Annotated in this window: 14 protein-coding genes; 7 read left to right on the top strand and 7 right to left on the bottom strand. The window is 58.4% G+C overall.

The features are described from left to right. Positions 1-36: 36 nt before the first annotated feature. Positions 37-258 (bottom strand): hypothetical protein, encoded by a 222-nt coding sequence (locus QVZ43_RS01840; protein WP_223794061.1) that lies wholly within the window; start codon positions 256-258, stop codon positions 37-39. A gap of 227 nt (positions 259-485) precedes the next feature. Between QVZ43_RS01840 and parC the strand changes: the two genes are divergently transcribed. Both parC and serB read left to right on the top strand, forming a co-directional pair. Further along, the gene (parC, locus tag QVZ43_RS01835) at positions 486-2,780 is read left to right on the top strand and encodes a DNA topoisomerase IV subunit A (protein ID WP_223794060.1); all 2,295 of its coding nucleotides are present in this window, start codon (positions 486-488) and stop codon (positions 2,778-2,780) included. Continuing rightward, positions 2,773-4,005 (top strand): phosphoserine phosphatase SerB, encoded by a 1,233-nt coding sequence (serB, locus tag QVZ43_RS01830; protein WP_302908642.1) that lies wholly within the window; start codon positions 2,773-2,775, stop codon positions 4,003-4,005. Before parC ends, serB begins: the two co-directional genes overlap by 8 nt. A gap of 60 nt (positions 4,006-4,065) precedes the next feature. Here the strand turns inward: serB and QVZ43_RS01825 are convergent, their stop codons facing one another. From QVZ43_RS01825 to epmB, 3 genes are all read right to left on the bottom strand, one after another. Continuing rightward, complete coding sequence (locus QVZ43_RS01825) at positions 4,066-6,150, bottom strand: EAL domain-containing response regulator (RefSeq protein WP_302908641.1); 2,085 nt, start codon at positions 6,148-6,150, stop codon at positions 4,066-4,068. A gap of 190 nt (positions 6,151-6,340) precedes the next feature. Further along, on the bottom strand, positions 6,341-8,146 hold the full coding sequence (locus QVZ43_RS01820; protein WP_223794057.1) for a GTPase: 1,806 nt from the start codon (positions 8,144-8,146) through the stop codon (positions 6,341-6,343). Between the two features lie 229 nt (positions 8,147-8,375). Then, on the bottom strand, positions 8,376-9,413 hold the full coding sequence (gene epmB / locus QVZ43_RS01815) for an EF-P beta-lysylation protein EpmB (RefSeq protein ID WP_302908640.1): 1,038 nt from the start codon (positions 9,411-9,413) through the stop codon (positions 8,376-8,378). A gap of 45 nt (positions 9,414-9,458) precedes the next feature. Between epmB and efp the strand changes: the two genes are divergently transcribed. Together efp and epmA are read left to right on the top strand one after the other, a co-directional pair. Continuing rightward, a complete protein-coding gene (efp, locus tag QVZ43_RS01810; protein ID WP_223794055.1) occupies positions 9,459-10,034 on the top strand; it encodes an elongation factor P in 576 nt (191 codons plus the stop codon). Between the two features lie 7 nt (positions 10,035-10,041). Continuing rightward, positions 10,042-11,010: an EF-P lysine aminoacylase EpmA gene (gene epmA / locus QVZ43_RS01805; RefSeq protein ID WP_223794054.1), complete on the top strand. Its 969-nt coding sequence runs from the start codon at positions 10,042-10,044 to the stop codon at positions 11,008-11,010. A gap of 30 nt (positions 11,011-11,040) precedes the next feature. Here the strand turns inward: epmA and asd are convergent, their stop codons facing one another. Then, a complete protein-coding gene (asd, locus tag QVZ43_RS01800) occupies positions 11,041-11,895 on the bottom strand; it encodes an archaetidylserine decarboxylase (protein ID WP_302908639.1) in 855 nt (284 codons plus the stop codon). 166 nt (positions 11,896-12,061) lie between these two features. After that, entirely contained in the window at positions 12,062-13,117 is a 1,056-nt protein-coding gene (gene rsgA / locus QVZ43_RS01795) for a small ribosomal subunit biogenesis GTPase RsgA (protein ID WP_302908638.1), read from the bottom strand. Positions 13,118-13,237: 120 nt separating this feature from the next. Between rsgA and orn the strand changes: the two genes are divergently transcribed. After that, positions 13,238-13,780 carry an oligoribonuclease gene (gene orn / locus QVZ43_RS01790; protein WP_302908637.1) on the top strand — a complete coding sequence of 181 codons (543 nt, stop codon included), beginning with the start codon at positions 13,238-13,240 and terminating at the stop codon, positions 13,778-13,780. Here the strand turns inward: orn and queG are convergent. Continuing rightward, entirely contained in the window at positions 13,775-14,866 is a 1,092-nt protein-coding gene (gene queG, locus QVZ43_RS01785) for a tRNA epoxyqueuosine(34) reductase QueG (RefSeq protein ID WP_302908636.1), read from the bottom strand. The two genes, orn and queG, sit on opposite strands and share 6 nt — an antisense overlap. A gap of 137 nt (positions 14,867-15,003) precedes the next feature. Between queG and QVZ43_RS01780 the strand changes: the two genes are divergently transcribed. Both QVZ43_RS01780 and tsaE read left to right on the top strand, forming a co-directional pair. Beyond that, positions 15,004-16,560 carry an NAD(P)H-hydrate dehydratase gene (locus QVZ43_RS01780; RefSeq protein WP_302908635.1) on the top strand — a complete coding sequence of 519 codons (1,557 nt, stop codon included), beginning with the start codon at positions 15,004-15,006 and terminating at the stop codon, positions 16,558-16,560. Further along, positions 16,560-17,054 (top strand): tRNA (adenosine(37)-N6)-threonylcarbamoyltransferase complex ATPase subunit type 1 TsaE, encoded by a 495-nt coding sequence (tsaE, locus tag QVZ43_RS01775; RefSeq protein ID WP_302908634.1) that lies wholly within the window; start codon positions 16,560-16,562, stop codon positions 17,052-17,054. Before QVZ43_RS01780 ends, tsaE begins: the two co-directional genes overlap by 1 nt. The last annotated feature ends 37 nt before the right edge of the window (positions 17,055-17,091 follow it).

Below are 17,091 nucleotides of genomic sequence, written 5' to 3'. Positions count from 1 at the left end.
CTCAGGCGGACGACCGGGAGGTGCTCCTGGGGCAGGTTATTCGTGGGACTGGGCGGAACGGCACAGGTGGCGCTGACGCCAGAACTGTCCGGCGAAGATGACCAGCCAGATGAGCAAGCCGGCCCAGAGATAAGGCTCGGGCACCTGAAACGAGCCACTGATCGCGAACTCGACCAGAAGCATCAGGGCAACGGCCAGTACGGCATTGACCATGGCGGTCATCATGGCTTGTCCACAAGCTTTCAGGTTGGGTTTCATAGAGTTCCGTTGGCGTTTGGACATTGAAACGGTTACTGACGAATAGTTAATAGAATACGGACCGGGTCGATGAGCCTCCATTCGGGGTTTCCGCTATTGGAAGTTGGAGTATCGGAGCCGGCGTCCATATAATGTGGCTCGCCCCGGTGCTGGTGAATATTCCGCAGGTTACAGGTAGCATCGCTGGCAGCATAAAAAAACAGGTACAAGACGCAAAAGAGGCATCCATGCCAGAGTTTCAGACAACGGATGAGGGCTTTGAGCGGGTTTCGCTCCGGGATTATACGGAGAAAGCCTATCTCGATTATTCCATGTATGTCATCCTCGACCGGGCGTTGCCCAACGTCGGGGATGGTTTAAAGCCGGTACAGCGGCGCATTGTGTACGCCATGTCCGAGCTGGGGTTGAAGTCCACCGCCAAATATAAGAAATCAGCCCGTACCGTGGGTGACGTCCTGGGTAAATTCCACCCCCACGGCGACAGCGCCTGTTACGAAGCCATGGTGCTGATGGCGCAGCCGTTTTCTTATCGCTACCCGTTGGTTGACGGGCAGGGTAACTGGGGGTCACCGGACGATCCAAAATCCTTCGCTGCCATGCGATACACCGAGTCGCGTCTGGCGCCTTTCGCCGAAGTCCTGCTAAGCGAACTGGGGCAGGGTACCGTGGACTGGGTGCCGAACTTTGACGGCACCATGGACGAGCCCTCCGTTCTGCCTGCGCGTCTTCCCCATGTGCTGCTTAATGGCACCACCGGGATTGCTGTCGGTATGGCCACGGATATCCCGCCTCACAATGTTCGTGAAGTCGCTTCGGCGTGTATTCGCCTGCTGGATCAACCGGATGCAACCGTTGATGAGCTTTGCGAGCACATCAAGGGCCCGGATTTCCCAACCCAGGCGGAAATCATTACTCCCCAGAAAGACATCCGTCAGATGTACGAAACCGGGCGCGGCTCCCTGCGGATGCGGGCGCGCTGGATTCGTGAGAACGGTGAGATTGTCATCACCGATTTGCCGCACCAGGTCTCCGGTGCACGGGTTCTGGAGCAGATCGCGCAGCAGATGCAGACCAAAAAGCTGCCAATGGTGGGCGACCTTCGGGACGAATCCGATCACGAGAACCCCACCCGACTGGTGATTGCGCCGCGTTCCAACCGGGTGGACCTGGAAGGGCTGATGGCCCACCTGTTTGCCACCACGGATCTGGAAAAGACCTACCGTGTGAACGTCAACGTGATTGGCAACGACGGTCGACCGGGGGTGAAGGGGCTGGGTGAAATCCTGACCGAGTGGCTGGTGTTCCGCCGAACCACGGTCACCCGGCGTCTCCAGCACCGATTGGATAAAGTCCTGTCCCGCTTGCACCTTCTGGAAGGGCTGTTGATCGCGTACCTCAATATCGATGAGGTTATCGAGATCATCCGTACCGAGGACAAACCAAAGGATGAGCTGATCGCTCGCTTTGGCCTGTCTCCGGAACAGGCGGAAGCCATTCTGGAATTGAAGTTGCGCCACTTGGCCAAGCTTGAAGAAATGAAGATTCGCGGCGAGCAGGATGAGCTGTCTGCAGAGCGTGATGAGCTGCAGTCTATTCTTGGTTCCGACGACCGGTTGCGGGAATTGATCAAGAGTGAACTGCAGGCTGATGCCGAAACCTACGGCGACGATCGTCGCTCGCCTATAGTAGAGCGTGATGAGGCTCGTGCCTTCAGCGAAGCGGATCTGGTGTCGAATGATCCGGTAACCGTTGTGCTGTCCGAGAAAGGCTGGGTTCGAGCGGCGAAAGGTCATGATATTGACCCTGACGGGCTGAACTATAAGGCCGGTGACCGGTTTGCCCTGGCTGCCCGGGGGCGTAACAACCAGGCTGCCATTTTTATCGACTCGACGGGGCGGGCCTACTCACTTATGGCCCACAGTCTGCCCTCTGCACGGGGGCAGGGGGAACCGCTTACCGGACGTATCAATCCGCCTTCTGGTGCGACGTTTGCCGGTCTTTTGATGGGGGAGGCCAGCCAGAAAGCTCTGCTGGTCACTGATGGTGGCTACGGGTTTGTGGCATCCCTCAATGACATGGTCAGCAAGAACCGTAACGGAAAGGCGCTGGTGTCGGTGCCCAAGGGTGCCCGTATCATGTCGCCCATATCTGTGCCGGTTTCGGATAAAACCCTGTACCTGGCCGCCATCTCGAATGAGGGCCGCATGCTGGTGTTCCCGCTCAGCGAATTGCCGGAACTGGCAAAGGGCAAGGGCAACAAGATCATCAGCATTCCGTCTGCCCGAGTACAGAACCGGGAAGAATTCGTCGTGGCGGTTGCCGTATTCGCCGAGGACGATCAGCTGGAAGTCCGCGCCGGCAAGCGCAAAATGGGACTACAGTTCAGTGACCTGGAACATTACCTTGGGGAACGCGGTCGTCGGGGGCATAAACTGCCGAGAGGGCTTCAGAGGGTGGATGCCATCGATGTGATTCCTTCAGCTGCCCCGGCTCAGCCAGAGGAGACGCTCGAGAGTGAGTGAACTCATCCTGATTAACGTGTCCGGGCGCGATAAGCCCGGGCTGACCTCGGAAATTACCGGAATTATGGGACAGTATGATGTCCGGATTCTGGATATTGGTCAGGCGGTCATCCACGATCACCTGACCTGGGGGATCCTGATCGAGATCCCGGATGCGTCGAAATCGTCACCGGTCATCCGGGACCTGCTGTTTCGCTTGCACGCACTGGATCTTCAGGTGCATTTTGCCCCGATTACCGTCGAGGAGTACCAGTCCTGGGCAGAGGGTCGGAACCGGGCATGCTACATCGTGACGCTGCTGTCCCGGGACATAAAGGCGGAGCAGATTGCCCGGGTTTCAGCCATCACGGCTCGCCATGGCCTGAATATTGACAATATCACCCGCTTGTCGGCGCGCCCGTCCCTGACTTCGTCGGAAAACCGCATCGCCTGCGTGGAATTTTCGGTGCGCGGACAACCGGCGGATCTGGAACAGTTGCGGGCGGACTTCCTGCATATTGCCGGTGAGATGAACGTGGATATTGCGTTCCAGCAGGATTCCATCTTCCGCCGCAATCGTCGCCTTGTGGTGTTCGATATGGACTCCACCCTGATTGAGGCCGAGGTAATCGACGAACTGGCGCTGGAGGCCGGTGTGGGCGAGCAGGTGGCCGAAATCACCGAGAGGGCGATGCAAGGGGAGCTGGATTTCAGTCAGAGCTTTGCCGAGCGTCTGGCGCTCCTTCAGGGACTGGATGAATCGGTGCTGGAACGGGTAGCCGCACGCCTCAAGATGACAGAAGGGGCAGAGCACCTGATCAAGAGTCTTAAAGCGCTGGGCTATCGCACGGCAATCCTTTCGGGCGGCTTTACCTATTTTGCCCGCCACCTGCAGAACAAGCTGGGCATCGACTATGTCTACGCCAATGAGCTGGAAATTGTCGACGGCAAGGTGACTGGCAAGGTTTCAGGACAGATTGTCGACGGCAAGCGCAAGGCTGAGTTGCTGCTGGAAATTGCCGAAAGAGAGCGTATCTCCCGCGCCCAGGTGATTGCCGTGGGTGATGGTGCCAATGACCTGCCTATGCTAAGCCAGGCAGGGCTTGGAGTTGCCTTCCGTGCCAAGCCGCTGGTGAAGGAGTCGGCCCGTCATGCCATCTCAACCCTGGGGCTGGATGCCATTCTGTACCTGATCGGTTTCCGGGAGAGCGAGACCAATCAGGGGCTTGCAGACGCAGGCATCTGAGAGCCCTCGCAGATATGAAAAACGGCGCCCTCGGGCGCCGTTTTCGTTGGGCTGGCGAACTTACTGATCGCCGAAGTCGTAGTTCATCTCCGGTGCCGGGGCCTGCAGGTAATAGCCCTGGATGTAGTTGACGCCGGCCTGCCACAGGGTTGCCAGAACGCCCGCGTTCTCCACCAACGGAATGATGGTCAGCTTGCCGTTGTTCTGCAGGGTCTTGACCATTTCCTTGACTTGTTCCTTGGCTTCGTCGCTCTTCTGGATTTCCTCGGTGAAGGATCCGTCGATTTTCACGTAGTCGGCATTGATGTGCTTCAGGGTGTTGAACGGATTGATGGCACCGCCAAACTGAGCAATGGAAATCTTGCAATGCAGTTCCTGCAGCGTTTTGCTGAATTCCTTGGCCTGTTTGAGATAGTTGTTGGCGTCGCCTTCGCGGATCTGGAATATCAGCGAGTCGCCGGGCAGTCTGGCTGCTTTTAGAGCCACGCTGAGCCAGGCGCTGAAGGTCTTGTCCTGGAGGGTTTCTGCCGTGACGTTCAGGAACAGACGGGTATCGTGTCCCTGCGAACGATGGCTGGCCAGCTGCTTGATGGTTTGCAGGATTACCCAGCGGTCAATCTTGATGGCGGTATCGGCCGGTCCAGTCGGTGGCAGGAAGTCATAGGGAGAGACCTCCTCGCCATCCTTGTTGACCATGCGAACGAAGGTCTCGTAGTGCTCTTCACCCTCGCCGCGCAGGTTGATGATCGGCTGGAACAGCAAGCGGAAGCGATTGTCTTCAAGTGCCTTGAGGATAGCTTCGACCGAATTACTCTGGTCCAGGGTTTCGTAGTCAGCTGGATTGTATACCAGTACGCCGTTACCCCCTTCCTTGCCTGCCTGTTTACGAACATCGGCCGATGCCGTATGGGACCTGGCCATCAATTCCTCGGCTTTCGGAGAGTTTTCTGTGATGGCGGCAATACCGATGCTCACAGTGAGCTGGACAGTCCGGCCATTGATGTCGAAGAGGTGGTCTTCCACCGCCTTGCGGACCCGCTCACTGACGTCCGTCATGGTTTTCTCATCGCACGGCTGATGCATGATGGCAAAGGCATCGTCGCTCAGGCGCGCCAGAGTCATTTCGTCCCCGGCCTGTTCCTTGAGCAGGTTGGCCAGGTCGCCGAGCAGCAGGTCTGCACCGGCAATGCCCACCTGACCTTTCATGCTCATGAAATTATCCAGTGCGATATAAGCCAGTGCGCCGGATTCGCTGCTTTTGGCGGCATTGGCGATGTTTTCAGACAGTGTGTCCATCAGGAACTGACGGTTGTACAGGCCGGTCAGCAGATCCTGGCTACTGATCTTGCGCAGTTTTTCTTCCAGTTCGGCGTCACTGTGCTCCGGCTGAAGGACGATCTGGGTACAGGTCTCACCGTCGTAGGTGGCTGCTGATACTGACATGGTCACGTTCAGCTCGTGATCGTCACTGCGGCGGGCAACGCAATTCATAGTCATGCCATCTTCGCCCTTTTCGACGAAGGACTTCATGAACTCCTTGTACTTGCCCTGGCTGTCCGGAGTCAGGGTATCAAGCACCGGGATACAGATCAGTTCGTCGATATCGTCGTAACCCAGGAACTCCATGTACGACTGGTTGGCATAGATGTGCATGCCATCGTTGATGTAGGCGATGGCGTCCTTGGAGCTTTCTAGCAGCAACTGACAGCGCTGTTCCGCTTCTCGCAGGTGGGACTCGAGAAGTCGACGGCGGCGGCGTTCTTCCAGGGCAGCCAGCTCTCGGTTCACGACCAGAACCAGCAGATCGGTCTGATCGACGGGGAGTGCATCCTGTGCGCCGGCCTTGATGATCTCAACGGTTCGCTCGTGACTGTATTCATTGGTCAGTAAAACGAATGGAACGTCTTTGTCCATCCGGCGAATCATCGCCAACGCGTCATCCGCGGAGAATTCTTCGTCCAGATCCCGGGCGATAAGCAGGTCCCACTGGCCCGCCTTCAGGGTTTCTTCAAGGTCTTCCTCGGAAGTGATGCGGTGAGCGCGGGTGGCCTTGCCGGAGTTCCGGAGCAGGCTGACGAGCGATTCAGCGTCGTTCTGTGATGGATCGAGAATTAGGAGATGTACGGTCGCGTTCTTCTTCTGCATTCGTTAGGCGTCTCGTGGTACAACGGTTGTCTAAGTCGGCCCTGTGGTCAGGGGGGAGTTCGCTGAAAATCCCGGAATGCGATGGCTGGATCACCAGCATCGATGGGCCAAATAGTCACTTAGGCTGAATGATGCAGGGGATATTTCCCAATAACAACCCTCGGCGATGCCGAGGGTTTGCTGCTTGTGTCTAGAGGGACGGCCACAGGGAGTCGAACTCGTCCTCACTGGCGCTGGGCACCTGTGTTCCGGTCATGCTCCGATTGCCGGTGTTGTGCAGTTTTAGCTCGAACTGACTGATGCTTCCGGACGATGCGACTTTATTGGATAGCACCCCTTCGTCTACCCGGCCATCGTACAGCATGGAAATCCGACTGCCGGACTGGAACGGCAAGCGCGGCGTCACCAGTGTGGCTGCCTGGTTGATGGCGCTGATTTCGGGCAGCAACAGGCCTCTCAGGTACTCGGAGCTGTTTCCCACTTTCTGGATCAGCTTTACACCGCAGGGAGAGGCACTGGGGGCCAGCAGTTCGATGCCGACCTGGGTCCCTTCGCCTTTGGTGTGCTGGAGCCAGCGCACCATGGCAATGCTCCAGGGGTGGGAATGGTGTTCTCGGACACCGAGGATTTCACCGGACTGAAGCGATGATGGGGCGGAGGTCTCCCACACCACGCAGTAGCCACCCGGACTGGTGTTGATCAGGGTCGGGTGGTGTGCGCGGGGCTGGTTCTTGTCGTCCTTTGAGGTGGCGGAATTGCTGCCGGAAGCGCCCTTGAAGTTAATAGGTGTGTCGGCTGCGTGGAGCATGTCTTCACGAGGTGCGCTGTCGGGTGAGTTGGCCCAGGGGTCGTTCTTTTCCCGAGCCGATCGGACAAACGGATTGGTCTGGTCTTTCAGATCCCAATCGTTGCCATCGATGAAGTCGCCGAAGACCTTTTCGCCAGAGACAAAATAGTGGGCAGCGGTCAGGCCCACGCAGACCTCAAGGGTGCCCTGGCACGCAATACGGTTAAAGTTCCGTTTTGCAACAATGCCCAGAGCCTGGCTCAGGTGGGTTAGCAGGGTGTCGTTAATTCTGGCGGGTATTGGCAGTGGTGCTTCAGCGTCCAGATGATTGCGGCGGTTATGCAGTGTCTCCGCAACCATTGACGAGAGTTTCCGGCTATCGAATCCGATGCTGTCCTCACAGGGTGACGCCTGCAGGAGGCTGCGGTACATGGGCGGGTTGTCATGCTCCAGGTTAATGACGAACAGACTGTCATCTGTTGCATCAGTCTGGCAGGAAGCGTAATCGCTCCAGAGTTCAAACAGCTCGTATACCTGCACCAGTTCTGGCTGGCGCAACTGATTTGGTCGGGCGCAGCCAAGCAGCAAGATCCGCTTGTAGGCATCTGCCACGGTGCTGGAACGACGATGCTGCAAGGTGTCATCGTCTATTTCAGTGTTGGCCAGCTTGTTGCGGAGGGCGAAGCGGAACAGGCGGTGGCATTCGAGCCAGCTGCGGGTCGGACTTGGGCAGTACAGCTGGTGAGAGCGAACGATGCCGGCGGCCAACTCCGAGATGGCCCGGTGGCAGGCCAGTGACAGGTGCTTTCGGTTACGGTCGACACCGCCGTCTTCCAGTAATTCCAGTACGGACAGTTTGTAGCCAGAGGCCAGATGCATCTGCAGCGCCTGCGACAGGTTGGCAATCTTGCGCTGTTTCTCCGTCAAGGCCACGGACATGCCAAGGTAGTGTCGTGACAGCTCGTCGCAGACGAAGCGAATCTTCCCTCTGATCTGTTCCAGCAGCTGCAGCCGTTGCTGTGGATGGATGTACAGCTGGTTCAGCTCAATGATGGCGTGGTAGAGCTGGCGGGAGGCTTCGCCGATGTTGGCGAGTGGCAACTGTCCGGTCCAGTCCCTGAATGCTTTCGGCGTGTGATCGCAAAAAGACAGGGTGGACGTCTTTTGCTCGGGGACTCGAAGATCGGGTTTCAGAATCGTGCCTTCCATTAGTTCACGCCAGTATCAGGATCTTGGTAAGTATTCAAAGCCGGCTCAGGCCTTTCACGCGATTGTAATTGTGCTGAGGCGTTTTGCTGAGACAAATGCCGTGAATACGTGTGTTGTTTTGTATCAAACGTTACCGGACTTTCACGAAGTCGACTAGGCGTAAAATGAGAACGGTTCACCACTTAACAATGTTTGACGTTTGGGGTGCCGGGTCGGTGTGTGTCGCAGGTCACAGGTTGATGTTGAGTGGTGTCTTGCTCTCTTCGCCAGGAATCTCCCGGACGAGGCGCGGAACCAGAAAACCCGGCAGCCGGGTAAGCAGTTGCTGAATCAGGCCCTGGGCCCGCTGGTCTTCGACGTCGAAGTGGTGGGCACCCCTAACGGGGTCAAACGCGTGCAGGTAGTAGGGCAGGACCCCGGCATCAAACAGGGACTCGCTGAGAGACTCAAGGGTGTCAGCGCTGTCATTGATGCCCCTGAGTATTACGCTCTGGTTCAGAAGCGTAACCCCCACCTCTGAAAGTCTGGCCAGTGCCTCCCGAACACTGGCATCGATTTCCGCCGGGTGGTTAATGTGCAGCACCATCACCACCCGCACGGATGTTTGGGAAATCCAGTCGATCAGAGCGTCACACACCCTCTGGGGAATCACCACAGGTAGCCGGGTATGGAGGCGCAGGCGTCTGATGTGGGGCAGCCCGGTGATGGCGTCGGCCCAGTCGGCCAGCAGGCGGTCGCTGGCCACCAGCGGATCGCCGCCGCTGAAGATGACCTCGTTGATTTCCGGGCTGTCGCCCAGGGTTTCGATCACCTTTTGACGGTCACTGGGAGACAGGCGCTGGTCCTCGTAGGGGAAATGACGCCGGAAGCAGTAGCGGCAGTTGATCGCGCACTGGCCGGTAACCATCAACAGCGCCCGGCTGCGATACTTGCGGATCAGGCCGGTGGTCTGAATTGCGCCGTTCTCAGCCAGTGGATCCTGCACGAAACCATCGGCGGGTTCGGTCTCGTCGGTCAGAGGGAGTACCTGGCGCAACAGCGGGTCGTAGGGGTCCCCTTTGCGCATTCGAGCCAGGAAAGGTTCCGGTACCCGTACGGCGAAAAGCCTGTGCCCGGTCTTCGCCCCCTCAAGCCAGGTTTCGGGTGCGAGCTCCAGCCGCTCCAGCAGGTCGGCTGGCGACGTGATGGAGTTCGAGAGCAGTTGCTGCCAAGTTCGGCGGTCTTCCGCGGGATGGGCTTCAATACGGGTGGGAGTTCGCTGTATCATAGCGACCTTTCATTCATATACTGCATTCTGTCAGGTGAACATTTCATGGCTTCATATTCTACCAACGAATTCCGCAGTGGTCTTAAGGTTTTGCTCGACGGCGACCCCTGCATCATGCTGGATAACGAGTTTGTTAAACCCGGCAAGGGGCAGGCGTTCAATCGTGTGAAGCTGCGTAACCTGATGACCAACCGGGTCTGGGAGCGTACCTTCAAGTCTGGAGAATCCCTCGAAGCGGCTGATGTTCTCGATCAGGACATGGAGTACCTGTACACCGACGGTGAGTTCTGGCATTTCATGCTGACGGATGGCTCCTTTGAGCAGTTCGCGGCGGATGCCAAGGCGGTGGGCGATAACGTCAAGTGGCTCAAGGAGCAGGACGTCTACACGGTGACTCTGTACAACGGTGCCCCGCTTTCCGTGACGCCTCCCAACTTCGTGGAGCTGGAAGTGGTTGATACCGATCCCGGTATGAAAGGGGATACGGCCCAGGGCGGATCCAAGCCCGCGACCCTGTCCACCGGTGCGGTTGTAAGCGTTCCGCTGTTCATCAGCATTGGCGAAGTTCTGAAAGTGGATACGCGTACCGGCGAATACGTCAGCCGTGTGAAGAGCAGCTGAACCACCAATGACGACTCAACCTGTCTGGCAGCCCTCTGCCTCACAGGCCGCTCTGAAAAGCCGCGCACAGCAGTTGAAGTTTGTGCGCGGCTTTTTTGATGAGCGGCAGGTCATGGAAGTTGAAACGCCGGTGCTTGCCGCCCATGGGGTGAGCGACCTGAATCTGGATGGCGTGCGTGCTCATGTGTCGGCCGCGGGGCGTCGCGGAGGCTGGCTCCAGACCTCTCCTGAATATCATATGAAGCGCCTGCTGGCAGCGGGCTCCGGATCGATTTTCCAGGTCTCCAGAGTATTTCGCGACGGTGAGCGGGGGCAGCGTCATAACCCGGAATTCTCGATGCTGGAATGGTATCGGGTAGGGTTTGATGATGAAGCGCTGAGGGCGGAGGTCGCAGATCTGGTATGTAGCTGGCTCGATTGCCGGCGTCCCCGGACGGTTTCCTATCGCGACGCGGTGATGGCCTGTGCCCATATTGATCCCTTTGAAGCCTCCGACCGGGAGTTACGCCGGTGCTGTGAGCACTGGCTTGAGCCGGACCAACTAGCCGGTATGGGGCGGGATGCCTGTCTGGACCTGATCATGAGTTTTGCGGTGGAGCCCCAGTTGGGGCAGGACGTGCCCGAGTTTATTGTGGACTATCCGGCGTCCCAGGCGGCATTGGCGAGAGTGTCCGAGCGAGATGGCCACCCGGTGGCGCACCGGTTCGAACTGTATATCGACGGTGTCGAACTGTGCAACGGCTACTGGGAACTGGTGGATGCGGACGAGCAGCGTCGGCGCTTTGAGCAGGATAATCAGTTGCGCAGGCGTGCAGGAAAGCCGGAAATGGCGATTGATGAGGCGTTTCTGGCTGCTGTGGAAGCGGGAATACCCGAGTGCGCCGGCGTCGCACTCGGGCTGGATCGGTTATTGATGCTCAAGCTGGGAACCCGCGATATCGCCGATGTACTGGCGTTTCCCTTCGAGCGGGCGTAGCTCCGGATCGCCGGGTTCGGGCCTCCGGCGTTACGCGAGGGTACCGAAGGCTTCGCCCAGTCGAACGCTGCCGCCGGCTGACAGGTTTTCGTTCCAGTTCACCGAGCCTTTCGGCATCACCAGGACTACCGTTGAGCCGAGTCGGAAACGCCCCATTTCCTCGCCTTTCTCAAAGCTTCTCGCTTCATCGCCTTCATAGCGGGTGGCGGTAAGCTGGCCATCGCCCGGGGCCACCACGCCTGACCAGACGGTTTCAACGCTGCCAACAATCATCGCGCCCACCAGGACCATCGCCATGGGGCCGGCCTCGGTGTCGAAAATGCAGGCAACACGCTCATTACGGGCAAAGAGGTTGGGTACGTTTTCCGCCGTGACCGGATTCACCGAGAACAGTTTGCCCGGGATATAAACCATTTCCCGAAGTTTGCCCGCCATCGGCATGTGAATGCGGTGGTAGTCCTTCGGGGAGAGGTAAATGGTTGAAAACACGCCTTCGGCAAAGGGTTCGGCCCGTTTTTCATCACCGCCGAGCAATTCGGTCAGGCCGAACGACTGGCCCTTGGCCTGAAACACCCGGTCGTTGGTGATCTCGCCCAGCTGGCTGATGGCGCCGTCCACCGGGCAGGCCATGGTCTTTTCGCCATCGGCGATGGGGCGGATGCCGGGTTTAAGTTCACGGGTAAAGAATGCGTTGAAACTGGGGTAAGCGGTGGGGTCGGATTCCCGCGCTTCGCTCATGTCTACGCCGTAGCGGCCGATAAACCACTTGATCACCCGGTTCTTGAGCGCCGGGTTGCTGTCATCGTCAGCAAGGCGGCCGGCAAGGCGAGAGACCGCAAGTTGCGGCGTAACGTACTGGCTCAGAACAAACAACTTGTTAAGCATTAATAAAACCCTTTGCGCTCGAGAGCGCGAGAGTTTACCAAAGACTGGTCCATGTATAGAAATGGTTTCACGGCGTGACCATGGCTCATCCGGGGCAGCCAGTTAACCATCGCATCCGAACCAGTGCGGAACTGGGCGAGTTCAGCTGGTGAACGGCAGTCCCGGTTCAGTCCAGTTTGAGTCCGCGGGCCTGCTGCTCGGCCATGTCCTGAAGAATCCGGTGGAAACTTTTCAGGCGTTCCGGGCTGATTCTGCCGGCTTCGGCCGCCGCGTCGATTGCGCAGCCCGGGTCGCCCATGTGGCGGCAGTTGCGGAACTTGCAGTGGCCGATTTCGTCGCGGATTTCCCGGAACCCGTATTCGATTTCATCCGGAGTCATGTGCCAGAGGCCAAATTCCCGAATCCCCGGAGAATCAATCAGATCACCGCCAATGGGCAGGTGAAAGAGTTTCGCGGTGGTGGTGGTGTGTGTGCCCTTGCCAGTGCTTTCAGAAATCGCGCCCACCCGGATGGCTTCATCGGGAATTAGCGTCTGGATAATGGATGACTTGCCCACGCCGGACTGGCCAACGAAGACACTGGTCTGGCCTTTTACCAGCGCTTGCACTTCCGGTGACGGTGTATCGCCGGCGTCCACCGCGGATGTGCGGACCACCTCGTACCCGAGCGCTTCGTAGCGGCTCAGCAGGGCATCGATCTGCTCCTGATTGCGGTCGCTGATCAGGTCGGTCTTGTTGAGCAGGATGACGGCCGGAATGTCCGACGTTTCGGAAGCGACCAGGTAGCGGTCGATCAGGTTGTCGTGGGGCTCGGGCTCAACGGAAATGACCAGGATGATGTGGTCGATGTTGGCAGCGACGGGTTTCAGCGCTCCGAAGTTGTCAGGCCGCTGAAGCAGGTTCTGGCGGTCGCAGCGCGCCACAATCACGCCGGTTCCGTTTTTACCCGGGCGCCAGATGACTTTGTCGCCGGTGACCAGGCTGTCGATGTTGGCCCGGACAAAACAGCGCACCACCGTGCCCTGATCCTCACCCTCCAGCACTTCAACATCCAGTTGCTGGCCGTAGTGCGCAATGATCAGCCCTTGTTGCTCCGGACCCAGTTCGCCGGCTTCAGCCTGTGCCTCGATGGCCTTCTCTTTCCGGGCGGCCCGCTCGGCCCGCTCCTGCTGGATCTTCTTGATGCGGAATTGCTGCTGTTTGTTCAGTCGCCGTTTTGCCATTCGGGATCGCGAGTCGCTGTCCAGTGGAGTTGAGGTGTTACATGATACGTTAATCAGCCACAATACGGGGCGAATTTACTGATTTCATCATCAAGACAACCACAAGGTTAGGAAAGAGTCATGGCAGAAGGCGATCGCTTGGTTTGGATTGATCTGGAAATGACCGGACTGGACCCGGAGCAGGAACGGATTATTGAGATGGCGACCATCATCACGGATTCGCAGTTGAATCTGGTGGCGGAGGGGCCGGTGATTGCCGTGCATCAGCCGGACAGCCTGCTCGACGCCATGGATGAGTGGTGCACCAAAACCCACGGAGCCAGTGGCCTGACCCGGCGGGTCAAAGAGAGTTCGATCGGAGAAGCGGAAGCCGAACGCCTGACACTGGAGTTTTTACAGCAGCACGTGGAGCCGGGTTCGTCTCCGTTGTGCGGCAACAGCATCGGCCAGGATCGCCGTTTTCTGGTGAAGTACATGCCAGAGCTGGAGGGCTTCTTCCATTACCGCAACCTGGACGTCTCCACCATCAAGGAGCTGGCGCGTCGCTGGCGTCCGGATGTGCTGGCCGGGGTGAAAAAACAGGGCAGTCATCTGGCGCTGGACGACATCCGCGATTCCATCAACGAGCTCCGCCACTATCGCGAGACTTTCTTCCAGCTATAAACCGTGCTGTCTGAGAGCCCACTGCACGTGCTCACGGACCATCTCTGATGGGTGGTCCGCCCGTCGCTTCAAGGCTTCCATAACCGGAATGGTCGATGGGGCGTTGCCCAGTCCCACGGCCAGATTTCTCAACCACCCTTCGTACCCCGTGCGCCGAATCGCAGAACCTTCGGTGCGCTTCAAAAACTGCTCTTCCGTCCACAGGAACAGTTCCGCCAGGGAACTGTTGTCCAGTCCGTGGCGTGGCTGGAAATCGGCTTCCTGTGTGGGTTTGCTGAATTTCTGCCAGGGACAGACCAACTGGCAGTCGTCACAGCCGAACACGCGGTTTCCGATGAGGGGTCGGAGTTGCTCCGGAATACTGCCTTTCAGCTCAATGGTCAGGTAGCTGATGCAGCGCCGTCCATCCAGTTGGTACGGGCCAACAAATGCCTGGGTTGGGCAGATATCGAGGCAAGCCGAGCAGCTGCCACAATGTTCAGTCTCGAAAGGCTGATCAACGGGCAGGGGGGCGCTGGTGAAGATTTCACCGAGAAAAAAGAACGAGCCAGCCTTGGGATGGATGAGCATGGTGTTCTTGCCGATCCAGCCCAGTCCGGCGCGTTGAGCCAGGGCTCGTTCTAGCACCGGAGCACTGTCGACAAAGGCGCGATAGTTGTGGCCGGTGACCGCTTCGTCAATTCGACTGGCCAGGGTTGCCAGCCGCTTTCGTATCACCTTGTGGTAGTCCCGACCCTGGGCGTATCGCGTCACATAAGCCTTTTCGCGGTCAGTGAGTACTTCTTTCGGGTTGTCCGGGGCGGGCAGGTAATCCATGCGAACAGAAATGACACGCTTGGTGCCTGGCACCAGTGAGCAGGGTGTATACCGTTTGTCCCCGTGGTGGCCCATGTACTCCATTTCGCCCTGATAACCGTTTGCCAGCCAGTTCTGCAGGTGGGCTGCGTGCTCGCCCGTATCCGGGGTGGTGATTCCGGCGCTGGAAAAGCCAAGCTCCCGCGCCCACTCAGGAATGCGTCGGGCCACGTCGGCGAGTGTGTCGCCTGAATCGGTCAGGGGCGGTGTGGTGCTGGTGGTGCCTGTCATGGCAAGGGCAACTCACTGTAAAGCATGGGGTTTGTTGTGAATCTGATTCAATTTCGACCTTTAGGGTGGTTTTGCTATCCTTTCCAGATAGCTGGCTTTTTTTCTTCATCCGCTTTCTGCAACGGGATCCGAGCCTTATGCCGCCCTTCGCCACGAGCAGTCTACCAGACACACTGTATTCCGCCGAAGGCGTCCGAGAAATAGATCGTTATCTCATTGACGAACAGGGTGTAAACGGCTTCGATCTGATGCAGCGTGCGGCCCACGGCGCGTTCCGGCGGCTGGTGTCGCGCTGGCCCTACGCAGGTAAAGTGTTGGTGCTGTGCGGTGCTGGCAATAACGGCGGTGATGGTTATCTGGTGGCGGCCAATGCGGTGCGTCATGGCATGACCGTTAATTGCCTTGCCGTTGCGCCGACCGACAAGCTGGCGGGCGATGCCCTAAGGGCGTATCAGAAGGCGGCAGCCGATGGTGTGCAGGTGCAGCAGCTCGATGACATTGGCGAGGATCACCTGGCCAGTCTGTTTTCGGAGGCCGGCCTGTTGGTGGATGCCATGCTCGGAACCGGGGTATCCGGTGCGCCCCGCGAGCCTTTCTCCGGAATGATTGCACGTTCCAATGCCTGCAATGCCCCTGTGCTGGCCATCGATCTGCCCTCCGGATTGAATGCGACAACCGGGGCGGCGGCTGGCGATGTTATCCAGGCGGATATGACCGTCACGTTCATTGGCCTGAAGCTTGGACTTTTCACCGGACAGGGCGCGGCCAGTTGTGGGCAGGTGGTGTTCGATCCCCTTGATACGGAAGAGGCTGTCGAGGATTGCAGTGAAATTCCGTTGGCAAACCGGATTGACTGGCCGGGCACTATGCCATGGCTCCCTGCCCGGAGGGCCAATGCCCACAAGGGGCGCTTTGGCCATGTCTTGATTGTTGCCGGAGATCGTGGCTTCGGTGGGGCAGGATTGCTGGCCGCTGAGGCTGCCAGCCGGGCGGGCGCGGGGCTGGTTTCACTGGCAACTCGGCCGGAGCATGTTCCTGCTGCGCTGGCGCGTTGCCCGTCGGTCATGGTCCAGGGGGTTATTCACGGATCGGAGTTGCCGCCGCTGTTAGAGGCTGCGTCGGTCGTTGTTTGTGGGCCCGGCATAGGTACCAATTTCTGGGGGCAGCAAATGCTGGATCAAGTCGTGACCAGCGATAAACCGAGGGTGCTGGATGCGGATGCCCTGAACCTGATGTCCTCCCGGGTGCCGATACAGGCGGACAATCACATCCTGACTCCTCACCCGGGCGAGGCTGCGCGGCTGCTCGAATGCACGGTGCCCGAGGTGGAGTCTGACCGCCTCGCTGCGGCGAGGGCACTGCAGAAAAAATTCGGCGGTACCGTACTGCTGAAAGGTGCCGGCACGGTCGTTGCCTCCGCCGACGGAGTGACTGATATTGTCAGTGGCAGCAATCCGGGCCTGGCGACCGGTGGCATGGGCGATGTTCTGTCAGGCATTATAGGGGCGCTCTACGGCCAGTTGCAGGATGTTCGGCGGGCAACGGGACTGGGTGCCTCCGTGCACCTTGCGGCCGCTGACCGGGCCTCTGTGCATAAGGGTTACATGGGATTGATTCCCTGTGATGTGATTGACGCCTTGCCGCTCATATTTCGTGAAGCGGAGGGCTTGCCGAACCGTAGTCGGGAGGATTGATGGCAGTTTTCGGCAATGAACGCCGTTTTTTTTTGCAGAATGAGGCAGAAACCGAAGCCCTTGGGCAGGAAGTTGCCCGACATGTGATAGCATCCGAGCGGGGCCTTACGCTGTTTCTGGACGGTGATCTCGGTATGGGCAAAACCACCATGAGCCGGGGCATCATGCGTGGGCTGGGGCACAAGGGCGCGGTGAAAAGTCCGACCTACACCCTGGTGGAGCCCTACGAAGACCTCACGGTACCGGCGTATCACTTTGATTTGTATCGTCTTGGTGATCCTGAAGAACTGGAATACATGGGGATCCGGGACTATTTCTCAGGCGGCAATGTGTGCCTTATTGAGTGGCCTGAGCGAGGCGAGGGCCTGCTGCCCGAACCGGACATCGAGATCCACTTCGAACGTGAGGGCGACGGCCGTTCCGTTGTTCTACGGGCAGGAACAGAAGACGGGGCGGACCTTCTGAACCGGCTGGAACTGGTCGGCAATAGTTAACGATTGCGCAATTGCCTGGTTGGGCGGGAAAGCAGTA

Source organism: Marinobacter suaedae (assembly GCF_030519635.1).
GTDB classification, from domain to species: domain Bacteria; phylum Pseudomonadota; class Gammaproteobacteria; order Pseudomonadales; family Oleiphilaceae; genus Marinobacter; species Marinobacter suaedae.
Note: the sequence above shows the minus strand (reverse complement) of the source record. Positions and strands in the feature narration are given on the sequence as shown.

Coding starts and splice junctions, on each gene's coding strand:
- QVZ43_RS01840 (WP_223794061.1), bottom strand. CDS start 258: ATGAAACCCAACCTGAAAGCTTGTGGACAAGCCATGATGACCGCCATG.
- parC (WP_223794060.1), top strand. CDS start 486: ATGCCAGAGTTTCAGACAACGGATGAGGGCTTTGAGCGGGTTTCGCTC.
- QVZ43_RS01825 (WP_302908641.1), bottom strand. CDS start 6,150: ATGCAGAAGAAGAACGCGACCGTACATCTCCTAATTCTCGATCCATCA.
- QVZ43_RS01820 (WP_223794057.1), bottom strand. CDS start 8,146: ATGGAAGGCACGATTCTGAAACCCGATCTTCGAGTCCCCGAGCAAAAG.
- epmB (WP_302908640.1), bottom strand. CDS start 9,413: ATGATACAGCGAACTCCCACCCGTATTGAAGCCCATCCCGCGGAAGAC.
- efp (WP_223794055.1), top strand. CDS start 9,459: ATGGCTTCATATTCTACCAACGAATTCCGCAGTGGTCTTAAGGTTTTG.
- epmA (WP_223794054.1), top strand. CDS start 10,042: ATGACGACTCAACCTGTCTGGCAGCCCTCTGCCTCACAGGCCGCTCTG.
- asd (WP_302908639.1), bottom strand. CDS start 11,895: ATGCTTAACAAGTTGTTTGTTCTGAGCCAGTACGTTACGCCGCAACTT.
- rsgA (WP_302908638.1), bottom strand. CDS start 13,117: ATGGCAAAACGGCGACTGAACAAACAGCAGCAATTCCGCATCAAGAAG.
- orn (WP_302908637.1), top strand. CDS start 13,238: ATGGCAGAAGGCGATCGCTTGGTTTGGATTGATCTGGAAATGACCGGA.
- queG (WP_302908636.1), bottom strand. CDS start 14,866: ATGACAGGCACCACCAGCACCACACCGCCCCTGACCGATTCAGGCGAC.
- QVZ43_RS01780 (WP_302908635.1), top strand. CDS start 15,004: ATGCCGCCCTTCGCCACGAGCAGTCTACCAGACACACTGTATTCCGCC.
- tsaE (WP_302908634.1), top strand. CDS start 16,560: ATGGCAGTTTTCGGCAATGAACGCCGTTTTTTTTTGCAGAATGAGGCA.